Consider the following 18,595-nt stretch of genomic DNA (forward strand, 5'->3'; position numbering starts at 1 on the left):
ACACAGCTTAAACGTTTAAAGCAGTTTGATCGCCGTAAGGTTTTCAGGCTTTAAATTACTTCGTCTTAAAACTTAATCAACAATAAAACTTGAGATGTGCCAAGCACAGTCTTACGGGCTTTGCTGTGCCTTTTTTCTCCCAAAAAAGTATCTCATTTAGTAACAACAAGAATTTATAACGGTAAAACTATGCCAAAGTTAGTGCTTTCTTCCCGTGCAATACAAGTCATCAACAAGTCGATTGATTTATTTCACCATCACGGATTTCATAAGGTTGGAGTCGACCGAATCGTGAAAGAGTCAAAAATTCCGAAAGCCACTTTTTATAATTATTTTCACTCTAAAGAGCGATTTGTTGAAATCTGTTTGATTGTACAAAAAGAACGTTTAAAAGAAAAAGTGGATGCAATTGTTGAGTACGATCAAAGTGCAAACGTGAAGGATAAACTTAAGAAACTTTATTTCTTACATAGCGATGTAGAAGGGCCGTACTATTTATTATTTAAAGCAATTTTTGAAACGAAACTGACCTATCCAAAAGCCTATATCACCGCGGTGAGATATCGCACATGGCTAATTAATGAAATCTATAGCCAGCTTATAAAACTCAAAACAGATGCTACCTTTCAGGATGCCAAGCTATTTTTATATATGATTGAAGGTGCAATTATTCAGCTTATAAGCTCAGATGTGGCAATCGAGCAGGAGAGAGTGCTTGAGTGTTTTTTGCTGGGGTTCGGGTAAAGGAGTACGGACTCTAAGTTTGTTGATAAGAGTTAGATGAAGATATATCAATCGTGAAGCAAATTTAAATATACAAAGATTTGCTTATTAAACTAAGTCTGAACGAGGCTGCTGTTCTAATAACTGAGATATATTATTTTCAAGCCAATCCGTTAAATCAAAAAGTCTATCGGAAGCTTCTCGGCCAAAGTCTGTTAATTGATAATCTACTCGAGGGGGCACTTCGGCATAGTCCTGACGAAAGATAAAGCCATCTTGCTCGAGTAACTTTAAGGTTTGTGCAAGCATTTTTTCACTAATCCCATCAATTAATTTTTTTAATTCATTAAAGCGCAAACGCTGATCACGTAATGCAACTAAAATTAAAACGCTCCAACGGCTTGTTAGTGTTAACAAGATTTTTCTAGATGGACAATTTGCTGCAAAAACTAAACCTTTCATTGCTCATTACCTGCATTACAAAAGTTTACATTTAATGCTGAACTTACTTTTAGGTAAGTACTTACTTTTAGTAAGTGAAGATACTACGATGATTGAAATATTTCAATTACATCAGATGGAGATCACCATGCGTATTGCAGTTACTGGTGCAACAGGTCAACTTGGTCAATTCGTTATTTCTCAATTACTTGAACGGACCGAAGCAAAAAATATTGTGGCATTAGTCCGTAATCCAGAAAAAGCTTTAGATTTAAGTTCAAAAGGGGTAGAAGTTCGTCCTTTTGATTATGTTAATGATGTAAAAAAACTTTCAGAGCAACTACAAGGTATTGATAAGCTTTTATTAATTTCATCAAATGAAATTGGTCAACGTACTGTACAACACCAAAATATTATTAATGCAGCAAAACTCGCACATGTAAAATTTATTGCTTACACAAGTTTATTAAAAGCAGATGTAACACCACTTTTACTTGCACAAGAACATGTTGAAACTGAACAATATTTAAAAGCATCAAATATTCCCTATACGTTATTACGCAATAACTGGTACAACGAAAATTATGCAATGGGTCTTAAACAAGCAGTTGAGCATGGCAAAATTTTTGGGGCAACTCATCACGGTAAAATTTCTTCTGCTTCACGCCTAGACTATGCAACAGCGGCTGCTGTGGTATTAACGCAAGATGGGCATGAAAATAAGATTTATGAGCTGGCAGGTGATACAAGTTACACGCTTGATGATGTGGCAAAATGGACAAGTGAAATCACTCAAAAAGATGTAACTTATCAAGATTTACCCGAAGAAGAATATAAAGCACTCCTAGTACAAGTTGGTGTACCAGAAGGGTTTGCTCATATATTGGCTGATTCGGATGAAGGCGTGTCTAAACACGGTTTATATAGTGATAGTAAAGATCTGCATCAGCTCATTGGCCGCGCAACGACAAGTATGCAAGAAACTGTGAAAGAGTTTTTAAAATAAGCTGTTTTTCTATCGCTTAGACTGACACGAAATTTTAACTTGATATTTAACAACGGTAATTTTAGAATCCGCCCAACTAATTTTTAGGAGCTTCAATGTGAGTACTTGCTCGAGTGACAGTAGTCGATCGGTAATAGTCTAAGTATCCACTGAAGTCCTGACAGACCTCTTTTTGTGGATGCAAGAAGAGGTTTTTTATTTCCATCTTTTCATTTCTATTATTAACCCATGATTTATTCATGACGGGTTGCAGTACTTGCATGTGCTCCATGACTTATGGGAGTGATGCCAATGTTATTTACTTTAAAGAAACGCTCACTTATTTCTGGTTTCTGTTTATTCGTATTATCTAGCGCGAGCCATAGTGGACGACCTATGGTTGTTGACGATGCTGCTCTGGTTTCTCCAAAAACTTGCCAGCTAGAAACATGGGCGCAGCATAATTCTGACAGCAAAGTATATTGGGCAACACCAGCCTGTAATTTTGGTGGTAATTTTGAATTTGCTGTAGGGATGGGGAGAGTAAATGATGATACTGAGCATGTCAGTTATGCAACTTTACAAGGTAAGACTTTATTAAAGCCTTTAGAAACGAATGATTGGGGAATCGGTTTTTCATTTGGTACTCAAATCAATACTAAGCATTCTTCAAAGAAAGATTGGACGATTAATGTTCCCTTAAGTTTTTCTACATTAGATGATAAGTTTTTAATACATGCCAACCTTGGTTGGTTACGTGAAAATATCTCGCATAAAAGCCAAACCACGTGGGGTATTGGAACCGAAACACAACTTGCTAACCCATTAACGCTCACTGCCGAAATATATGGCAATGATCGAAATGATGCTTTTTACCAAACAGGTGTTCGATACATGTTCTATAAAGACTTTGTTCAATTAAATGCAAGTTATGGTGACCAAATTTCTCATCACGATAATACTTTTTTCTCTGTCGGGTTTGTATTTTTAACAAAAACGTTCTTACCTTAATAACTTACAAATATCTCAAAGTTCCCTTCAGAAAGTGCTCTTTTAAACATAAAAGAGCACAATAAAAATAAGTATATATTTCATATAAGGAAACTTTCTCTCTCTTCTTTTGATTTCATCTAAAACATAGAGTAAAGTTCGTTCACAAGATATTAAATAAAATGAATGGCTTGTTATGAATACTATAAAAGCTTTTAATGATTTTTATAAGGTTAAAGAAGTGATTCCAAATTGTAAAATATAGATATGGCTTCTAAAAGTTTTCTTTCTACGCTTGCACGGAAAAGTAAAGAAAATAGAGGAAATATAGCCTTATGCTCTATTCTTTTTATTATTCCTTTATTTGTATTTCCTGCTTATCCAAAAAATGAATGGCAGTACGAGCTATATCAATACATCACACAAACTATGCATGTGACTGTTGGTACGAAAGGGCCATTACCGTTTTTTACGATTCTTTATAGCATTTACATAACCATAGTCATGTTCTTTGTGGGTTGTGTTATCTCATATTTTTTTATTAAAAAATATGGAATTAATAAAGCATATCAAGAAGAAATTTATAAATTCTTTTTTAAAGCCGAGTTTGAATCTTCAAAAAAATACCCTTGGTTAGAAAAGCCTCTAATTAAAAAGACTTTAGTCTCAAGTACATTTGCTGGTTGTTTTGTTATGGGAATTTTTCACTTTATTGAGGATGATATTACTCAGCAAAGGCCTAGACGTAGAGGTGGACTCATATCATTCTGTTATAACTATAGAGTCGGGGTTATGTTTTGGGAAATCATAAGTACTGCCTTTAGTATTTTTCCTATTTTTTATTTTGGCTTGTTATTCTTATACATCTTTAATTATTTTTTTCGCGGGTTAGGTACAGGTAAGGTGATTATTCCTTTAGAAGTGCCAAGCAAAAAACGAAAGAGAACTAGGAAGGTCTGATATTTCCCCTTTTAATTGATTAAACACATTTCACGTAATCTATCAATAAATGTGACAGAATCTAACTTTTTAAAACCTGTAAATACGACTATCCTAACTGGACTTGAGCACATCCTTTTGAAGTGTTCGTCTTTTGGTTAGATTTTTAGGTATTTAAAAAATGAATAAGATGCACGTAACTTTAGCGGTCATTATTGGTTTAATTGTTGGTGGTGTAATAGGTGCTCTTGGTTACTCTAAAACTGCTGCGCGTTATGACGCGATGACGACAGCATGTGTCATGGTAAACCAAGCAGTTGAACATGGCATCTTAAAACCAGAACAGGTGAAAGAGCTTGGTGAGCTAACAGGCCAAAGCCTTAAAAAAGATTATGAATCAGTTGCTTCCAAATTTAAATTCTCTGAAAAGCAATTAGGTAATGCATCTGAAGGTTCTAATTGTAGTCAGTTTATTGTTGGGGTAAATGCCGCACAATAACCATTTAGAAGCCCACAGTAAGTGGGCTTTTTTATAATGTTTAGTTAGGGCAGCTACAATATTAACTGAACATATCATGTATAGACTGCTATAATAATGATCAATTCAAAATCTGAAATATAAGCTTGCCTAAAGGCAGGCTTTTTGTATATGTAAACAAGTCTGCTAGGAAATATGAAACGCTATTTAAAACAAACTGAATCGGCTACGACTAATTGGACAACAGAGCAAGACTGCTTTTTGATCGAAAATAATTCTCTCTCAATTTGCGAGCTCATCGAGCATTTACCTTTTTCTGAAGAAGAAATACGAGTGCGTCGAGCTGTTCTGGGTTTAGTGAGACGAGATAAGCAAATGAAAGCATATTAATTTTACCAAATGGTAAAAATAATATGAAAATAAATGTTTCAAACTTTCTCTATTCAACCATGCATTTTTGCGGATGAGTTATCAAAACCATAATTTTTTTCGGTATTTTATTGGTGCGCTTTACATAAAGCGCCAACTACTTACAAACAAGTCTAATAAGGTTACCTTTAATTACATGAGTTTAAGCATAATCAAATACATAAGACATTCATAGATCAGAACTTTATAACAATAGGACGGAGAGAGGTTAATGCCAAAGTATCTAGCTGTAGCCGAAAAGGTTTATAAAAATATAAAAAAAGATGGCTTATTCACTGATGACATTACTCAGAACCTTAACTGTTTAATTAGTCAGATCCGAAAAGCCATCAAGGGAACTGAGTTTAAGCTCAAGTTCAACTATATAGACTTTGAAGAAAATTTAACGAAACCGTTAAGTGAATGCAAAGTTAAAATTGATTTGAGTGTCATGCCAAAGTTTACAAACGAAGGTGAATATCTTCTTTGGTTAGCTGGTCTTATTGAGCGAATCACAGAAGGGGGAAAGCCTAAATTGCCACCAATTTCGCACTTTTTACCACCAGGTTTTAAGATGTCGAAAGATTCGTTTCCTGTAACTGTTGCTCCTCCAAAAGAAGAGCATGCAGACATGATTATCAATTATTTTAAATCTGAGGATTTTATGAAAACCAATAAAACTCCTTCATAAAAGAATATAGAAGCGAACGTCCACCTTGCTTCTATATACTGCTGGTTTAAACTCAGCGACCGCCTTCTGGGGCGGTTTTTTTTGACTAAATATAATTGATAACTCAATTTTTTCTTATGTTTAAACTCAGATCATAGACAAGATTAATTGTATGTAAATATGCATGATTTTTATGTTTTATAATAAATAACAATGATTTAAGTTTATATTGCAATAAAGGAAAAGATACATTTTTCACATAACCAATGTGCCAAGTAACGCAATTAAACATTTAGCTGTTCATAATCTTTAAAAAAAAGAGAAAGTGAACGATATGAATGAAAATGCAGAGCTTATAAAATACATTGACGTTGCTGAAAACGTCTATGAACGTGTCTATGAAAATAATCAAGTTTCCAATAATTTGATTGTTAACCTTAACCGTATCATGGCGGAAATCAAAAAACAGGCCCAAGAAAAAGATCTGAGGTTAAAATATAAGTCGATTGACTTTGAATATTGCTTGAGTTTGCCTTTGGCAGATAGAGATATAAAAATTGACCTTAGTTTGATGCCTCACTTTGAACATCGTGATGAATGCATTTTATGGCTAACCAACTTTATTGGAAAAATTAGTGTGCCTAAAAAGATGACGAGACAAAAACTAAGTTTTCATTAAAGTTTTTAAATTTAAAGCGATATATGAGTCATTACTAAAAAACTAATCGTATCTATGCTTAAATAGTTATGCTTTATTCCAGATCGATATTTTATAATTAGAAAATGACAGAGCGCTTTAAAATGAAAACGTTTGCATTAACCTTTGCTGTTTTAGCTTCGTTATCCACCTATGGTCTAGCCAACGACTCTACGGGTTACGTGGGTACAGGTGGGATTCAATATCTCAAAAACTCGCAGATTGCCATGCAAAGCGAAGATCTATTCATCAGTAAAAAACTGATTAAGGTCGACTATCTTTATAAAAACTTAAGTAATAAAGACGTAACGGAAACCATCTTATTTCCGTTACCGCGCATTGATAATTTTTTTGAGTCTGATTTTGCTCACACCGAAGAACTTTTAAAAAGTTTTAAAATTGTGGTGGATGGTAAAAATATAAAGCCGGAGATGCATGTCAGAACCTTTATTCAAAAAGATGAAAAATCTCCCCTGATTGATGCTACGGATGAGTTTAAACAGTGCGGTTTTAGTGAAAAAGAGATGCTAAATCCGTGGACTCGTACTAACTATGATTATGAATATTATGTAGATAAGCTAAAACAATGTAAAAAGCCACAAATACAGAAAATTTTAGCCAAATTTAAAAAAGATGATGTGATTCCGTGGTCATCTCAAGTGATCTATAGTTGGAAGCAGACTTTTAAAGCCAATGGTTTGACTAAGATTCATCATGAATACAAACCTTTGGTCGGTGGCGCTGTAGCTCTCTATCCAGATGAATATAACCAGCAATTTTGTATGGATAAACAATTTAAGCAGGGCTTAAAAAAAGCCAGTGCAGAAAATTCGCCGTTTAGTGCTTTGGGCTATATTTTGACGACGGGTGCAAATTGGGCAAAACCAATTGAAAACTTTAAGCTCACCATTGAGCGCGATAAAGACGAACTGGTTTCATTTTGTTGGGATGGGCCAGTTAAAAAAATTAGTCCAACTCAATTTCAAATGACCAAGACTAAGTTTGTACCCAAAAAAGACCTAGATATTATTTTTGTGAGAATTCGATAACTTCATACAGGCTTCTGGTTTGACCAAATTGCCTCAATATTGATTGTGTGTCATGAACCAGACATGGCACACAATAAGAAAAAGATGCCCTATGTTGCTGTCAGTAGGATTCTTGGCGTAATGAGTAATTAGAGCAGCTTCTTTTTAATCCAATAATCTAAACTGAAATAACGACCGCCTCCAAGAACAAGCAGTGCGAGAAGCATGACTAAATACGTAGCGGCAAACTCAATTCCATTATTTAAAATTACAAACGAACCACTAGACGTGAGCCAGTCGTAATTGCCGTAGGTTTGTAATATTTCACGAGCTTTCTCTAACTTTTCAGCCGAGGCCAAGACCTGCATGTTTGCAAAGGGTGCATTCGGATCAGCAATCGCTTGCCATCCATTTGGTAGATGGACCGTAAATATAGCAACTAACATCGTAATAATCAGTGGGATGCTAATTAAGCGAGTAAAGAGACCAAATGTTAATAATATTGCACCTGCTAGCTCAGCCGTTGTTGCAAGTAATGCCATTACATACGGAAAGGGAAGTCCTAAACCTCCATCTGAGTTGCCAAACCATTCTACAATATCATTGAAGTGCATTAATTTATTTGTGCCTGCCATCCAAAATATAGGAACTAAATATAATCGAAGAGCCAGAGCTGCGATGCCGTCCGCATGTTGTAGAGTTTTACCCAGTTTTTGATAATATTGAGATAAGCCATAAATAAAATTCTTCATGATAATTTCACATCCGATGCAATTTAATATTAATTAGTCGGATAAAGACTATATTTCTTACATAAAAAAAATTTTTATTTACGGTGTAATAAAAAAGGATTTGGTCCGTCTAACTATACGTACAAATGTACAAACCGAGAATTTATCTTTAAAGGAATACTAACATGAACAAGCTCAACTCAATGACTTCAGTGGCGGCATTATTAGCACTTTCAGTTGCTGGCGCTACACAAGTGGCGGTAGCAGCAACCCATACAACAACCGAAGCACATGCAACCAAAGCAGCAGATGGAAAATGCGGTGAAGCAAAATGCGGTGCTAACAAAATGAAAAACCACGAAAAGTCTGCCGAAGCAAAATGTGGTGCGGATAAAAAAGCAGCTGACGGAAAATGTGGAGCAACCAAAAAAGCAGCGGATGGCAAGTGCGGTGCAGATAAAAAAGTCGCTGACGGTAAGTGCGGCGCTAAGTAAACGATCTGATCATGGATGATGTCGACCTTCTGGTAAGTGTCGGCATCGTTTCCAAAAGGAGAAATCACCATGATGGATTTGTCAGGCGTAGGGCTGGGTTTAAGGCGTGATTTTATAGATTCGTTTTTAGATGCAAAAACATGTCCCGATTTTATCGAAGTTGCTCCTGAAAACTGGCTAGGTTTTGGTGGACGACACGCGAAATTACTCGCACAGTGTGTTGAAAAAGCCCCATTAATTTGTCACGGCTTGTCATTGTCTATTGGCGGTCCTCATCCACTCAATCTTGAATTTATCGAAAAAATAAAAAGCTTTTTAGAACAATATGATGTCTCGATTTATTCTGAACATTTAAGTTATACAAATGATGGCGGCTATCTATATGATTTGTTGCCAATCCCCATGACTGAAGCGGCTGTTCAATATGTCGCTGAACGTATTTTACGTGTTCAAGATATTTTAGGAAGACGATTAGTCATAGAGAATGTTTCTACTTATTTAATGCCCAATGCTGAAATGAGTGAAGCGGAGTTTATCCGTGAAGTCCTTCAATATGCAGACTGTGATTTGCTTCTGGATGTAAATAATGTCTATGTCAACAGCATTAATCATGGCAGTGATGCATTTGGATTTATTCGGGATATGCCAAAAGAAAGAATACGTTATTTACATATTGCTGGACATGAGCAAGTTCAGAAAAATTTATTAATTGATACGCATGGTGCAGAGGTTTGTGATCGCGTATGGGAACTATTGAGATATACCTATCAAGTGTGTGGTGTGAAAGCAACTTTACTTGAGCGCGACTTTAATATTCCATCATGGCAAGAGCTAGGAGAGGAGCTAGCCAAAATTAAAATAATTCAACAACAGGAGAGTGGCTATGAAGGAAAATCAAATATCCTTTCAGACCATGCAACAACAGTTTTGTGACTGGATTAGAGATCCTGATTTGGAATTACCTCAAGCTCTTCCTGCCGAACGAATGAATATTTATCGAGACTTACTTTTTAATAATGTCTGTTCATTTATTGATTTAGTTTATCCCGTGGCTCGTGCGATGTTGCCAGAGTTAAAGTGGCAACAATTACTCTCGGAGTTTTTTCAAAAAGCCCAGTGTCGCTCGCCTTTGTATAATGATATTTCTCTGGAATTTAGAGAGTATTTATCAAATCAGCAGCACCCGATATTGCAAGAATATCCTTGGTTGGCTGAGTTGTTGCAGTTTGAATGGCTTGAGTTGTATTTAGACACTGTTGAAATTGAAAAAATAGTCTTGCAGGAAAACTGTGATTGGCAGTTAACCACAAAGGTATGGGTATTGGTTTATCAATATCCCGTTTATACGTGGACAACTTTAATGACTCCAGAACAGGTCGAGTCTATGCCTGGAGCAATTATGGTCTGGCGAGATGAACAAGACAAAGTATGTATTGAACAGCTTTCGCCTTTGTTTGCTATGGTGATTGAACAGTTGACTCAAAATGTAAAGTTAACTGACCAAGATATTCATACACTCATTCAATCTGTACTCACTGATTTGTCTGAACATGATATTTATCTGCAGATTCAAGAACTAAAAGCACTTTTAACTCGAGTGCGATTGATTCAAGTTCCCCATGATTTTAAAGAGGTATAAGGATGACTTCAGCCGTGGCATCTGATCATGAAGAAATAGAAGATCAGTTGCATAATCCAGCCTTTTTACAAGACTTAAGACAGCAAATGATAAAATTTGCTTTTTTACAGCTTTCTTCTCTTCCTCAAGCTGAAGATGTGGTGCAAGAGGCATTAACGAGTGCTTTCCAGCATTTAGATTCATTTAAAGGGCGTGCTGCGTTTAAAACATGGGTGTTTGCCATTTTAAAAAATAAAATTATTGATGTGATTCGACAAAAATCGCGCTTGGTCGCAATGACTGAATTATTTAAAGATGAGGAAAGTGAACTGAGTATTGATGCACTGTTTGATGCTTCCGGACATTGGCATAAATATGAAGCGCCTCAAGCATGGCAAAGCCCTGAAGAAATGATGGAGCAGGCAGATTTCTGGATGATTTTTGAAGCTTGTTTAAATCATTTACCTGCCAAATATGCTCAAGTTTTTATGATGAGAGAGGTGATAGAGCTGAGTTCTAATGAGATTTGTAGCAAGTTGGAATTGTCTATCTCAAACTTTAATGTGTTGATGTATCGGAGTCGTACCCGACTACGTGAATGTTTAGAAAATAAATGGTTATTGAAGGAGGAATGTTCATGCTGACATGTCGACAAGCCACTCAACTGTTGTCTGAAAAGCAAGATAGACCATTGTTATTACGTGAGCAAAGTGGTTTACAACTGCATTTATTGGCGTGCCGCTCATGCCGCCGTTATTCAAAACAGATCAAAACAATTAGTCAGCTTTCTAAAGCATTTAAAAATTTGGATGGCTAATTTTATTTAAAAATTTATTTATTGCTAGCCTAATCACGCTAACAACTCCCATACTATAAAAGTAAAGGAGTTTTTTAAGACAGGATGAAACGTGAATTTAAAGAATCTTGAAGCATTTTATTGGGTTGTGACTTTAAAGAGCTTCAATAAGGCCGCGACTAAATTACAAACCACCCAGCCTGCGGTCTCTCAAAAAATTACATCTCTTGAAAATGAATTAGGCTTTAAAGTTTTAGATCGAAGTTATCGGCAGCTTAAACCAACACACAAAGGCTTAACTTTATTTAAGTACGCCGAAAAATTTATGCGACTAGAGACCGATCTGGTGGCTGAACTGACTGAAAATCAACACCTGACTGGCACCATTCGTTTAGGCGTTTCCGAAACTATTGTTTATACATGGTTGGTTGAATATATCGAAAAAGTTCAGCAAGAGTTCCCAAAAATTTCAGTAGAAATTGTGGTAGACCTTACGCCTAACTTACAAGAAGGTGTTCGGACAGGTGACTTAGACATGGCTTTTTTACTTGGGCCCACTTTAGCTTTTGAGTGTATTGAACAAGCCTTGTGTGACTTTGAACTAAGTTTCTTGGCTTCACCGTCGTTTAAAGGTGGTGTTGCTCAAATGTCTTTTAAAACTTTAATGTCACATACCATTTTAACTTATCCAAAAATTACCTATCCCTATAAAGAATTGAAAGCACGAATGAAAGAGCAGGGGATTGATGAACCACTTTCAATTACCAGTTATTCATTGGCAACGCTGTTGCGTTTAGCCGAGCAGGGTTTGGGTATTGCTGTGGTGCCGACCTTAACAGCACTAAAAGAAATTACTGATGGCCGACTAGAAATATTAAATACGCCTATTCAGTTAAAAACGTTCCATTTCACCTCGATCTACATTCAAGGAAACGATGTTGCCTTAAAAGAGAAATTAACCGAAGTTGCGGTTAAGGTCTCTGAATGCGCTATGAAAAGACTCAATGAGCAAATTAAAAAATAAGCTGTTTTTGAGTGTCTTTTATCCCTATTGTTTCTCATTTAAAAAAAGCTGTTTTGTATGTGAAACCATAAAAGCAGCTTATTAACTTCAATAAGTAAAGCTTATCCTGATTTTTCAATAATTTATAAATTATTAAAAATCAATAGCTTGAAATTTTCATTTTATGTAAAAAGTCTTATTGTCCGTAGGGATTAGCTATGTTTTTATTTTAGACACAAGATTTGATCACCGATTGTGTTGATTGGGGAACAGGGAATCTTTGTCATTTTAAAGGATTAAAGAATATCGTTTGGGACGAAAAATGGTGTTCTTGGTTCAACTTGAAAATAGCGTTGTTAAGCTCAAATGGATGAGGAACGCATTAATATGTCTTTACTGAAATCTTCTTTTTTATCAGATCGCCAATGGGCCATTGTAGCCTCGATCTTTATGATGGCGACCTCTGCAATGGGGCCCGGATTTTTAACCCAAACTGCTGTATTTACAGTCAAGTTAGGCGCGGCATTTGGCTTTGCCATTTTAGTTTCCATTCTGATTGATTATGTGGTTCAACAAAATATTTGGCGAGTGGTCACACTTACTCAAATGCGTGCATCAGACATTGCCAATAAAGCATTGCCGGGTAGTGGTTATTTACTGGCATTTCTGGTGATTTTGGGCGGGTTTTTCTTTAGTGTCGGTAACATTGCCGGTGCAGCTTTAGGTTTAAATGCGCTTTTTGGCCTCGACACAAAGTGGGGTGGTATTTTAAGTGGTGCTTTAGCCATTTTGATTTTTGCCTCAAGAAAAGCAACGCTTGCCATGGATAAAAGTATGATCGTGTTGGGATTACTTAAAATCCTCCTGATTATTATCGTTGCTGTCATTGTGATGCCTCCAGTTGGGCAAGCTGTACATCAAACCTTTGCTCCAGATCAGATCGACTTTGCCATTATTACCACCATTGTTGGCGGTACAGTTGGTGGCTATATCTGCTATGCAGGTGCACATCGTTTACTCGATAAAGGTGCTGTTGGCCCTGAAAATATTGATGAAGTTGCTAAAGCTGCGACCAAGGGCATTGTTGTGGTCGGCATCATGCGCTATGTGTTGTTCTTGGCTTTTTTAGGTGTGGTGGTGAGCGGTGCAACGATTGATTTAGCTAGCCATGACGCCAATCCAGCAGCTCAAGCATTCCAATATGCAGCGGGTACATTTGGTTTTAAATTATTTGGTTTAATTTTCTGGGCAGCAGGGATTAGTAGCACCATTGGCGCAGCATATACTTCGGTGTCATTCTTTACTGCGTTTAAAAAGAACTTAACACCAAAGCAAACCAACTATACGACCATTACCTTTATCGCATTGGCTTTATTGCTCTATGTGTTATTGGGCGCAACTCCGGCAGGTCTACTCATTTTTGTAGGTGGTTTTAACGGTTTAGTGTTGCCAATTGGTCTTACAATTTTTGTGTATGTTGCTGCATGCCGTAAAGATTTAATGGGTAATTATAACTATCCAAAATGGTTGCTTATTTTAGGTGGATTAACATGTCTATTGACGTGGTGGATGGGCTATATGTCGTTTACGACTGTGTTTAACTATTTGACCAAGCTTTAAGCCAGACTGCGTGAAGTGATAAAGGAATAATGCCATGTTTGTAGATTTAAATAGTGATTTGGGTGAAAGCTTTGGCTCATGGAAAATGGGTAATGATGACCAGATTTTACCTGTCGTGACCAGTGCCAATATTGCTTGTGGCTTTCATGCGGGCGACCCACTCGGCATTTTAAAAACGGTTCGTAAAGCTGTTGAGCTTGGTGTGACTATTGGGGCCCACGTGTCTTACCCAGACCTTGTAGGCTTTGGCCGCCGTAATATGGATTTGTCACGTGACGAATTGATTGCCGATGTGCTTTACCAAATTTCTGCACTCGATGGCTTGGCTAAAGTGGCAGGCTCAAAAGTGCAATACGTTAAACCACATGGCGCGCTCTACAACACCATTGCCCATGACCAATCTCAAGCAGAAGCCGTGATTGATGCGATTAAAATGTATAACCCTGAACTGGTTTTAGTAGCTTTGGCTGGATCGAACTTAGTCGAGCAGGCACGTGCGGCTGGCTTAAAAGTGGTATCTGAGGCATTTGCAGACCGTGCTTATAACAGCAATGGTTCACTGGTGTCTCGTCGTCTAGAAGGTGCGGTTTTACATGACTCAGCATTTGTTGCGAGCCGTGTGGTGTCTATGCTTAAAAATGGTGGAGTTGAGTCAATTGACGGTGTATTTACTCCAATTCAGGCCGATACCATTTGCTTACATGGTGATACCGATGGTGCGCTAGAGATGTCGGCTGCCATTAAAGCCGAGCTTTTAAAAAACAATATTGAAATTCGCCCATTTGTAAATAAAGCATAAGGATGAGCACCATGTATAAGGATATTAAAGTCGACCCAGCTCAGCTTGAAGCCGCATTAGATGCGCGTTTAAAAATCCGTGCAGGTTTTGATAAACCGACAGCAGGCATGGCCGCAGGTATGACGCAGGTCAACATGATTTCGGTGCCAAAAGAGTGGGCCTATGACTTTTTACTCTATGCACACCGTAATCCGCAAAGCTGCCCAGTGCTTGATGTGCTCGAAGAAGGCATCTATGCAACTAAGCTTGCAGCAGACTCAGACATTCGCACTGACTTCCCACGTTATCGCATTTGGAAAGATGGCGAAATGGTCGATGAAGTGACCGATGCAAGAGAGATTTATAACGCTCGTCCTGATTTGGTGACTTTCTTAATTGGCTGTAGTTTTTCGTTTGAAACAGCTTTGCAAGAAGCGGGCATAGAAGTTCGCCATATTCATGACGACACCAATGTACCGATGTATTTGAGCAATATCAAGTGTGAACCAGCAGGCCGTATTTCAGGAAATATGGTGGTTTCCATGCGACCAATTCCATCGCATCAAATTAGTGAAGCGGTAAAAATTACAGCACGTATGCCAAGCGTGCATGGTGCACCTGTACATATTGGGCACCCTGAAAGCTTAGGCATTAAGGATGTAAATAAGCCAGACTTTGGCGATGCTTCTCGTATTGAAGCGGGTGAAATTCCAGTGTTTTGGGCCTGTGGCGTAACACCGCAAGCTGCCGTCATGAACTCGAAAATTCCTTTTGCGATTAGTCATGCACCGGGTCACATGTTTATTACCGACATTCCTGACCGTGCTTGGATTGGCTAACTGGACTAAAGAAGAATTAAAAAGGATAAACAAATGCGTTTTTTATCGGTAAACGCCGATTGTTTTCTGATTGAGCTTGCGAGCTTAGAGGAAACTTTGGCGTTGTACAATAAATTGCAAAATACGCAATTGAATGGAATTAAAGACTTAGTCCCCGCTGCAAAAACAATTTTGGTTTTCTTTAATGAGATCGAAACCAATTTTAAAACGCTGGTTGCTTCAATTCAGAGTCTCAAAATTGATTCTGGATTTGAGCGTAGCGGCCAAGAAGTGATTGTGCCGATTCGTTATGATGGCGAAGACCTTGCTCAAGTTGCAGAGCTACAAGGGCTGACTGTTGCAGATGTGATTAGAAAACATCACCAAAGTGTGTGGAATGTGGCTTTTATTGGTTTTGCGCCGGGCTTTGCGTATATGAGCAGTCCCGATAAGCCTTTTACCGATATTCCGCGCTTAACGGTTCCGCGTAAAAAAATACCGTCAGGTTCTTTGGGATTGGCTGGAAAATACTCTGGTATTTATCCAAAAGACAGTCCGGGTGGTTGGCAGCTGATTGGTACTACATCAGAAAAAATGTGGGATTTAGAGCGTAAAAATCCTGCGTTACTGTTACCGGGCATGACCGTACATTTTGAAGATGTGACGCATAACCAAACGACAGTGACTGTACCGCAGCAAATCACGCGTACGGTTGAGCCGAAACAATCGGTGCCACTGTTTAAGATCACTGTACCAAGTTTACAAATGCTTATTCAAGATGAAGGGCGCTTAAACCAGACCAATATTGGGGTTGGCGTAGCGGGTGCAATGGATTTATCTGCCATGCACAGTGCTAACCGTATTGTCGGTAATCCAACCCATACACCTGTTATTGAAGTTTTAAATGGTGGCTTAAAAGCCAAAATGCAGCATGCGGGTGTTATTGCGGTGGCTGGGGCTATCTCAAACATTCGTGTGAAATTTGCCGACGGACAAACCGCAGACTTTGCAAGCTATCAACCGATTGATTTGGATGAAGGCGATGAATTTCAAATTCAGCCACCAACAGCAGGTTTAAGAAATTATTTGGCTGTTCGTGGAGGCATAGACGTTGAACCTGTACTCAATAGTGCCTCATTTGACAGCTTGGCAGTGTTAGGGCCAGAGCCTTTAAAACTTGGAGATACCATTTACCAAGGGCAGGTAAAGGCAACCAATATTAGCGTAAATGAAGTTGGTAAAAGTGACTTACCGCGAGCTGGCGAAGTCGTTGAGCTAGATATTGTGATGGGCCCACGTACCGATTGGTTCGAACAAGACAGTATTGAACTGCTATGTCAGCAAGAATGGCTGGTGACCAATGAAAGCAACCGCGTCGGGCTACGACTCTCAGGTACAGAGCCTTTGACGCGCAAAATTACCTACGAGTTGGAAAGTGAAGGTACATGTATTGGTGCTTTGCAGATTCCACCGAGTGGTCAGCCTGTTTTGTTTATGAATGATCACCCTTTAACGGGCGGATATCCGGTCATTGCCTCTGTTGCTAAACACCATTGGGATTTGGTGGCACAGATTCCGGCAGGTTGCCGCATCAAATTTAGAAAAATTGCCGAATTTACAGATTTTGAGAATGAATGATGAATACAGAAAAATTATTGATTGCTAACCGTGGTGAAATTGCCGTTCGTATTATTCATGCTTGCCGTGACATGGGAATTTCTTCAGTCGCGTTATATGCAGATGATGACATTGGCAGCATGCATGTCGAACTTGCAGATGAAGCATGGGGCTTAGCTGGTGCAACTGCCAGCGAGACTTACCTAAATATTCCTGCGATTATTGAAGTTGCAAAGAAATCAAAAGCGACCATGGTGCATCCGGGTTATGGCTTTTTATCTGAACGTGCTGAATTTGCCCAAGCCGTGATTGATGCGGGCTTAAAATGGGTAGGGCCATCACCAAGTGCCATTGAAAAACTAGGGGATAAAATCGAAGCACGTAAAATTGCAGCTTCCGTTGGTGCACCTTTGGTTCAGGGTACGCAAGATCCACTCAATAATGCAGATGAAGCTTTAGATTTTGCCAAACAATATGGTTTACCAATTGCCATTAAAGCCGCATTCGGTGGCGGTGGGCGTGGCTTAAAAGTCGCGTGGAAACTCGAAGAAGTGAAAGAACTTTATGAGTCGGCAGTGCGAGAGGCAAAAGCTGCTTTTGGTCGTGGTGAATGTTTTGTCGAGCAATATCTCGATAAACCGCGCCATGTAGAAGCGCAGGTGATAGCAGACCAACATGGCAATATTGTGGTACTGGGCACACGTGATTGTTCATTGCAACGTCGTAACCAAAAGTTAGTCGAAGAAGCACCAGCGCCATTTGTTAGCGATGAGATTTACCAACAAATTTTAACCTCGGCAAAAAACATTTGTCAGGCTGCAAACTATGTCGGTGCGGGAACAGTTGAATATTTACTGAGTCGTGACGGCAAGCTTTCATTCTTAGAAGTAAACACGCGTTTGCAAGTCGAGCATCCTGTTACCGAAGAAACGTCGAAAGTCGACTTGGTGGTAGAGCAAATTCGCGTGGCTCAAGGTGAAGCACTTTCTATTAAAGAAACACCAAAAGCACAAGGCCATGCCATTGAGTTTCGTATCAATGCCGAAGACCCAGCACGTGGGTTTATTCCAGCGTTTGGTGTGTTGAGTTTATTTGAAGCACCGTTTGGTAACGGTGTACGAATCGACACAGGTGTTCGAACTGGGTCATTGGTATCTAGCCACTTTGACTCACTCATGGCAAAACTGATTGTCACTGGTCCAACCCGAGAAGTTGCAATTGCTCGCGCTAAACGTGCTTTAAAGCAATTTAAAATTGAAGGCGTAGCTTCGGTTTTAGACTTTCACCGTGCGGTACTTAATGAACCTGACTTTACAGATGAATTTAATGTACATACGCGTTGGATCGAAAACGACTTTAAACAAGAATTAAAGCCAACCAAACGTGGCATTCCAAACCATCAACAACCAATGCTTCTTAGCTACATTGAAATTGATGGCAAGTTACACCGTTTAGGTTTACCTGCGGGGATGTTTGCACAAGGTCCAGCAACCGCAGCTCCAGCCCAAACAACCGAGCCAGAAGTAAGTGCCGAGCATTTACTTGCCCCAATTAATGGTGTGATTAGCGCTTGGAAAGTCGAAGATGGAGAGCAAGTCACAGAAGGCCAAGTGGTTGCCATTATGGAAGCCATGAAAATGGAAGTGCAGGTACTGGCACACCGCAGTGGCGTTATTCAGATTGGCGCAGAGAAGGGCGCGACCTGCCATGCAGAAACCGTGATTGCGAGTATTAATTAAGACTACATTAAATGATTTGACC

General features: G+C 38.6%; 22 protein-coding genes. 20 read left to right on the plus strand and 2 right to left on the minus strand.

Features of this window, described 5'->3' with window-relative positions; all coding sequences use genetic code 11:
- The first annotated feature begins 189 nt into the window (after positions 1–189).
- A complete protein-coding gene (locus JGE69_RS02685) occupies positions 190–744 on the plus strand; it encodes a TetR/AcrR family transcriptional regulator (protein WP_199112178.1) in 555 nt (184 codons plus the stop codon).
- Positions 745–831: 87 nt separating this feature from the next.
- Here the strand turns inward: JGE69_RS02685 and JGE69_RS02690 are convergent, their stop codons facing one another.
- Positions 832–1,185: a winged helix-turn-helix transcriptional regulator gene (locus tag JGE69_RS02690; protein ID WP_017481458.1), complete on the minus strand. Its 354-nt coding sequence runs from the start codon at positions 1,183–1,185 to the stop codon at positions 832–834.
- A 127-nt stretch (positions 1,186–1,312) separates the two neighbouring features.
- Here JGE69_RS02690 and JGE69_RS02695 point away from each other — a divergent pair, with 127 nt between their 5' ends.
- The 8 genes from JGE69_RS02695 (at position 1,313) to JGE69_RS02730 (ending at position 7,380) form a co-directional block, all read left to right on the plus strand.
- Positions 1,313–2,170 (plus strand): SDR family oxidoreductase, encoded by an 858-nt coding sequence (locus tag JGE69_RS02695; protein WP_199113212.1) that lies wholly within the window; start codon positions 1,313–1,315, stop codon positions 2,168–2,170.
- Positions 2,171–2,455: 285 nt separating this feature from the next.
- The gene (locus tag JGE69_RS02700) at positions 2,456–3,160 is read left to right on the plus strand and encodes a hypothetical protein (RefSeq protein ID WP_199112180.1); all 705 of its coding nucleotides are present in this window, start codon (positions 2,456–2,458) and stop codon (positions 3,158–3,160) included.
- Positions 3,161–3,406: 246 nt separating this feature from the next.
- Positions 3,407–4,099, plus strand: coding sequence for a hypothetical protein (locus tag JGE69_RS02705; protein WP_032038330.1), 693 nt, complete (start codon positions 3,407–3,409; stop codon positions 4,097–4,099).
- 160 nt (positions 4,100–4,259) lie between these two features.
- On the plus strand, positions 4,260–4,577 hold the full coding sequence (locus JGE69_RS02710) for a hypothetical protein (protein WP_005070099.1): 318 nt from the start codon (positions 4,260–4,262) through the stop codon (positions 4,575–4,577).
- A gap of 174 nt (positions 4,578–4,751) precedes the next feature.
- A complete protein-coding gene (locus JGE69_RS02715; protein WP_005070097.1) occupies positions 4,752–4,946 on the plus strand; it encodes a hypothetical protein in 195 nt (64 codons plus the stop codon).
- A 250-nt stretch (positions 4,947–5,196) separates the two neighbouring features.
- Positions 5,197–5,655: a hypothetical protein gene (locus JGE69_RS02720; RefSeq protein WP_017481462.1), complete on the plus strand. Its 459-nt coding sequence runs from the start codon at positions 5,197–5,199 to the stop codon at positions 5,653–5,655.
- A 313-nt stretch (positions 5,656–5,968) separates the two neighbouring features.
- A complete protein-coding gene (locus tag JGE69_RS02725) occupies positions 5,969–6,313 on the plus strand; it encodes a hypothetical protein (protein ID WP_017481463.1) in 345 nt (114 codons plus the stop codon).
- Between the two features lie 122 nt (positions 6,314–6,435).
- Positions 6,436–7,380, plus strand: coding sequence for a DUF4424 family protein (locus JGE69_RS02730; protein WP_199112181.1), 945 nt, complete (start codon positions 6,436–6,438; stop codon positions 7,378–7,380).
- Between the two features lie 128 nt (positions 7,381–7,508).
- Here the strand turns inward: JGE69_RS02730 and JGE69_RS02735 are convergent, their stop codons facing one another.
- Entirely contained in the window at positions 7,509–8,111 is a 603-nt protein-coding gene (locus tag JGE69_RS02735) for a DoxX family protein (protein ID WP_078224470.1), read from the minus strand.
- Between the two features lie 164 nt (positions 8,112–8,275).
- On the opposite strand from JGE69_RS02735, the gene JGE69_RS02740 reads away from it, so the two are divergent.
- From JGE69_RS02740 to JGE69_RS02790, 11 genes are all read left to right on the plus strand, one after another.
- Entirely contained in the window at positions 8,276–8,584 is a 309-nt protein-coding gene (locus JGE69_RS02740; RefSeq protein ID WP_002122109.1) for a hypothetical protein, read from the plus strand.
- Between the two features lie 69 nt (positions 8,585–8,653).
- Positions 8,654–9,517, plus strand: coding sequence for a DUF692 domain-containing protein (locus JGE69_RS02745; protein ID WP_199112183.1), 864 nt, complete (start codon positions 8,654–8,656; stop codon positions 9,515–9,517).
- Positions 9,468–10,223 (plus strand): DUF2063 domain-containing protein, encoded by a 756-nt coding sequence (locus JGE69_RS02750; protein WP_199112186.1) that lies wholly within the window; start codon positions 9,468–9,470, stop codon positions 10,221–10,223. Before JGE69_RS02745 ends, JGE69_RS02750 begins: the two co-directional genes overlap by 50 nt.
- A gap of 2 nt (positions 10,224–10,225) precedes the next feature.
- Positions 10,226–10,846 (plus strand): RNA polymerase factor sigma-70, encoded by a 621-nt coding sequence (locus tag JGE69_RS02755; protein WP_199112188.1) that lies wholly within the window; start codon positions 10,226–10,228, stop codon positions 10,844–10,846.
- Positions 10,840–11,019 carry a zf-HC2 domain-containing protein gene (locus tag JGE69_RS02760; RefSeq protein WP_017400102.1) on the plus strand — a complete coding sequence of 60 codons (180 nt, stop codon included), beginning with the start codon at positions 10,840–10,842 and terminating at the stop codon, positions 11,017–11,019. Before JGE69_RS02755 ends, JGE69_RS02760 begins: the two co-directional genes overlap by 7 nt.
- 91 nt (positions 11,020–11,110) lie before the next feature.
- Complete coding sequence (gene mumR, locus JGE69_RS02765) at positions 11,111–12,022, plus strand: LysR family transcriptional regulator MumR (RefSeq protein WP_014206319.1); 912 nt, start codon at positions 11,111–11,113, stop codon at positions 12,020–12,022.
- A gap of 345 nt (positions 12,023–12,367) precedes the next feature.
- Complete coding sequence (locus tag JGE69_RS02770) at positions 12,368–13,621, plus strand: NRAMP family divalent metal transporter (protein WP_014206320.1); 1,254 nt, start codon at positions 12,368–12,370, stop codon at positions 13,619–13,621.
- 34 nt (positions 13,622–13,655) lie between these two features.
- Positions 13,656–14,420, plus strand: coding sequence for a LamB/YcsF family protein (locus JGE69_RS02775; protein ID WP_199112190.1), 765 nt, complete (start codon positions 13,656–13,658; stop codon positions 14,418–14,420).
- A 2-nt stretch (positions 14,421–14,422) separates the two neighbouring features.
- Positions 14,423–15,238: a putative hydro-lyase gene (locus JGE69_RS02780; protein ID WP_199112192.1), complete on the plus strand. Its 816-nt coding sequence runs from the start codon at positions 14,423–14,425 to the stop codon at positions 15,236–15,238.
- 33 nt (positions 15,239–15,271) lie between these two features.
- Complete coding sequence (locus JGE69_RS02785; RefSeq protein ID WP_199112194.1) at positions 15,272–16,855, plus strand: urea amidolyase family protein; 1,584 nt, start codon at positions 15,272–15,274, stop codon at positions 16,853–16,855.
- Positions 16,855–18,573: an acetyl/propionyl/methylcrotonyl-CoA carboxylase subunit alpha gene (locus JGE69_RS02790; protein ID WP_199112197.1), complete on the plus strand. Its 1,719-nt coding sequence runs from the start codon at positions 16,855–16,857 to the stop codon at positions 18,571–18,573. The genes JGE69_RS02785 and JGE69_RS02790 overlap by 1 nt, the downstream gene beginning before the upstream one ends.
- Positions 18,574–18,595 lie beyond the last annotated feature (22 nt).

The organism is Acinetobacter sp. C13 (assembly GCF_016809775.1).
Classification (GTDB): Bacteria; Pseudomonadota; Gammaproteobacteria; order Pseudomonadales; family Moraxellaceae; genus Acinetobacter; species Acinetobacter pittii.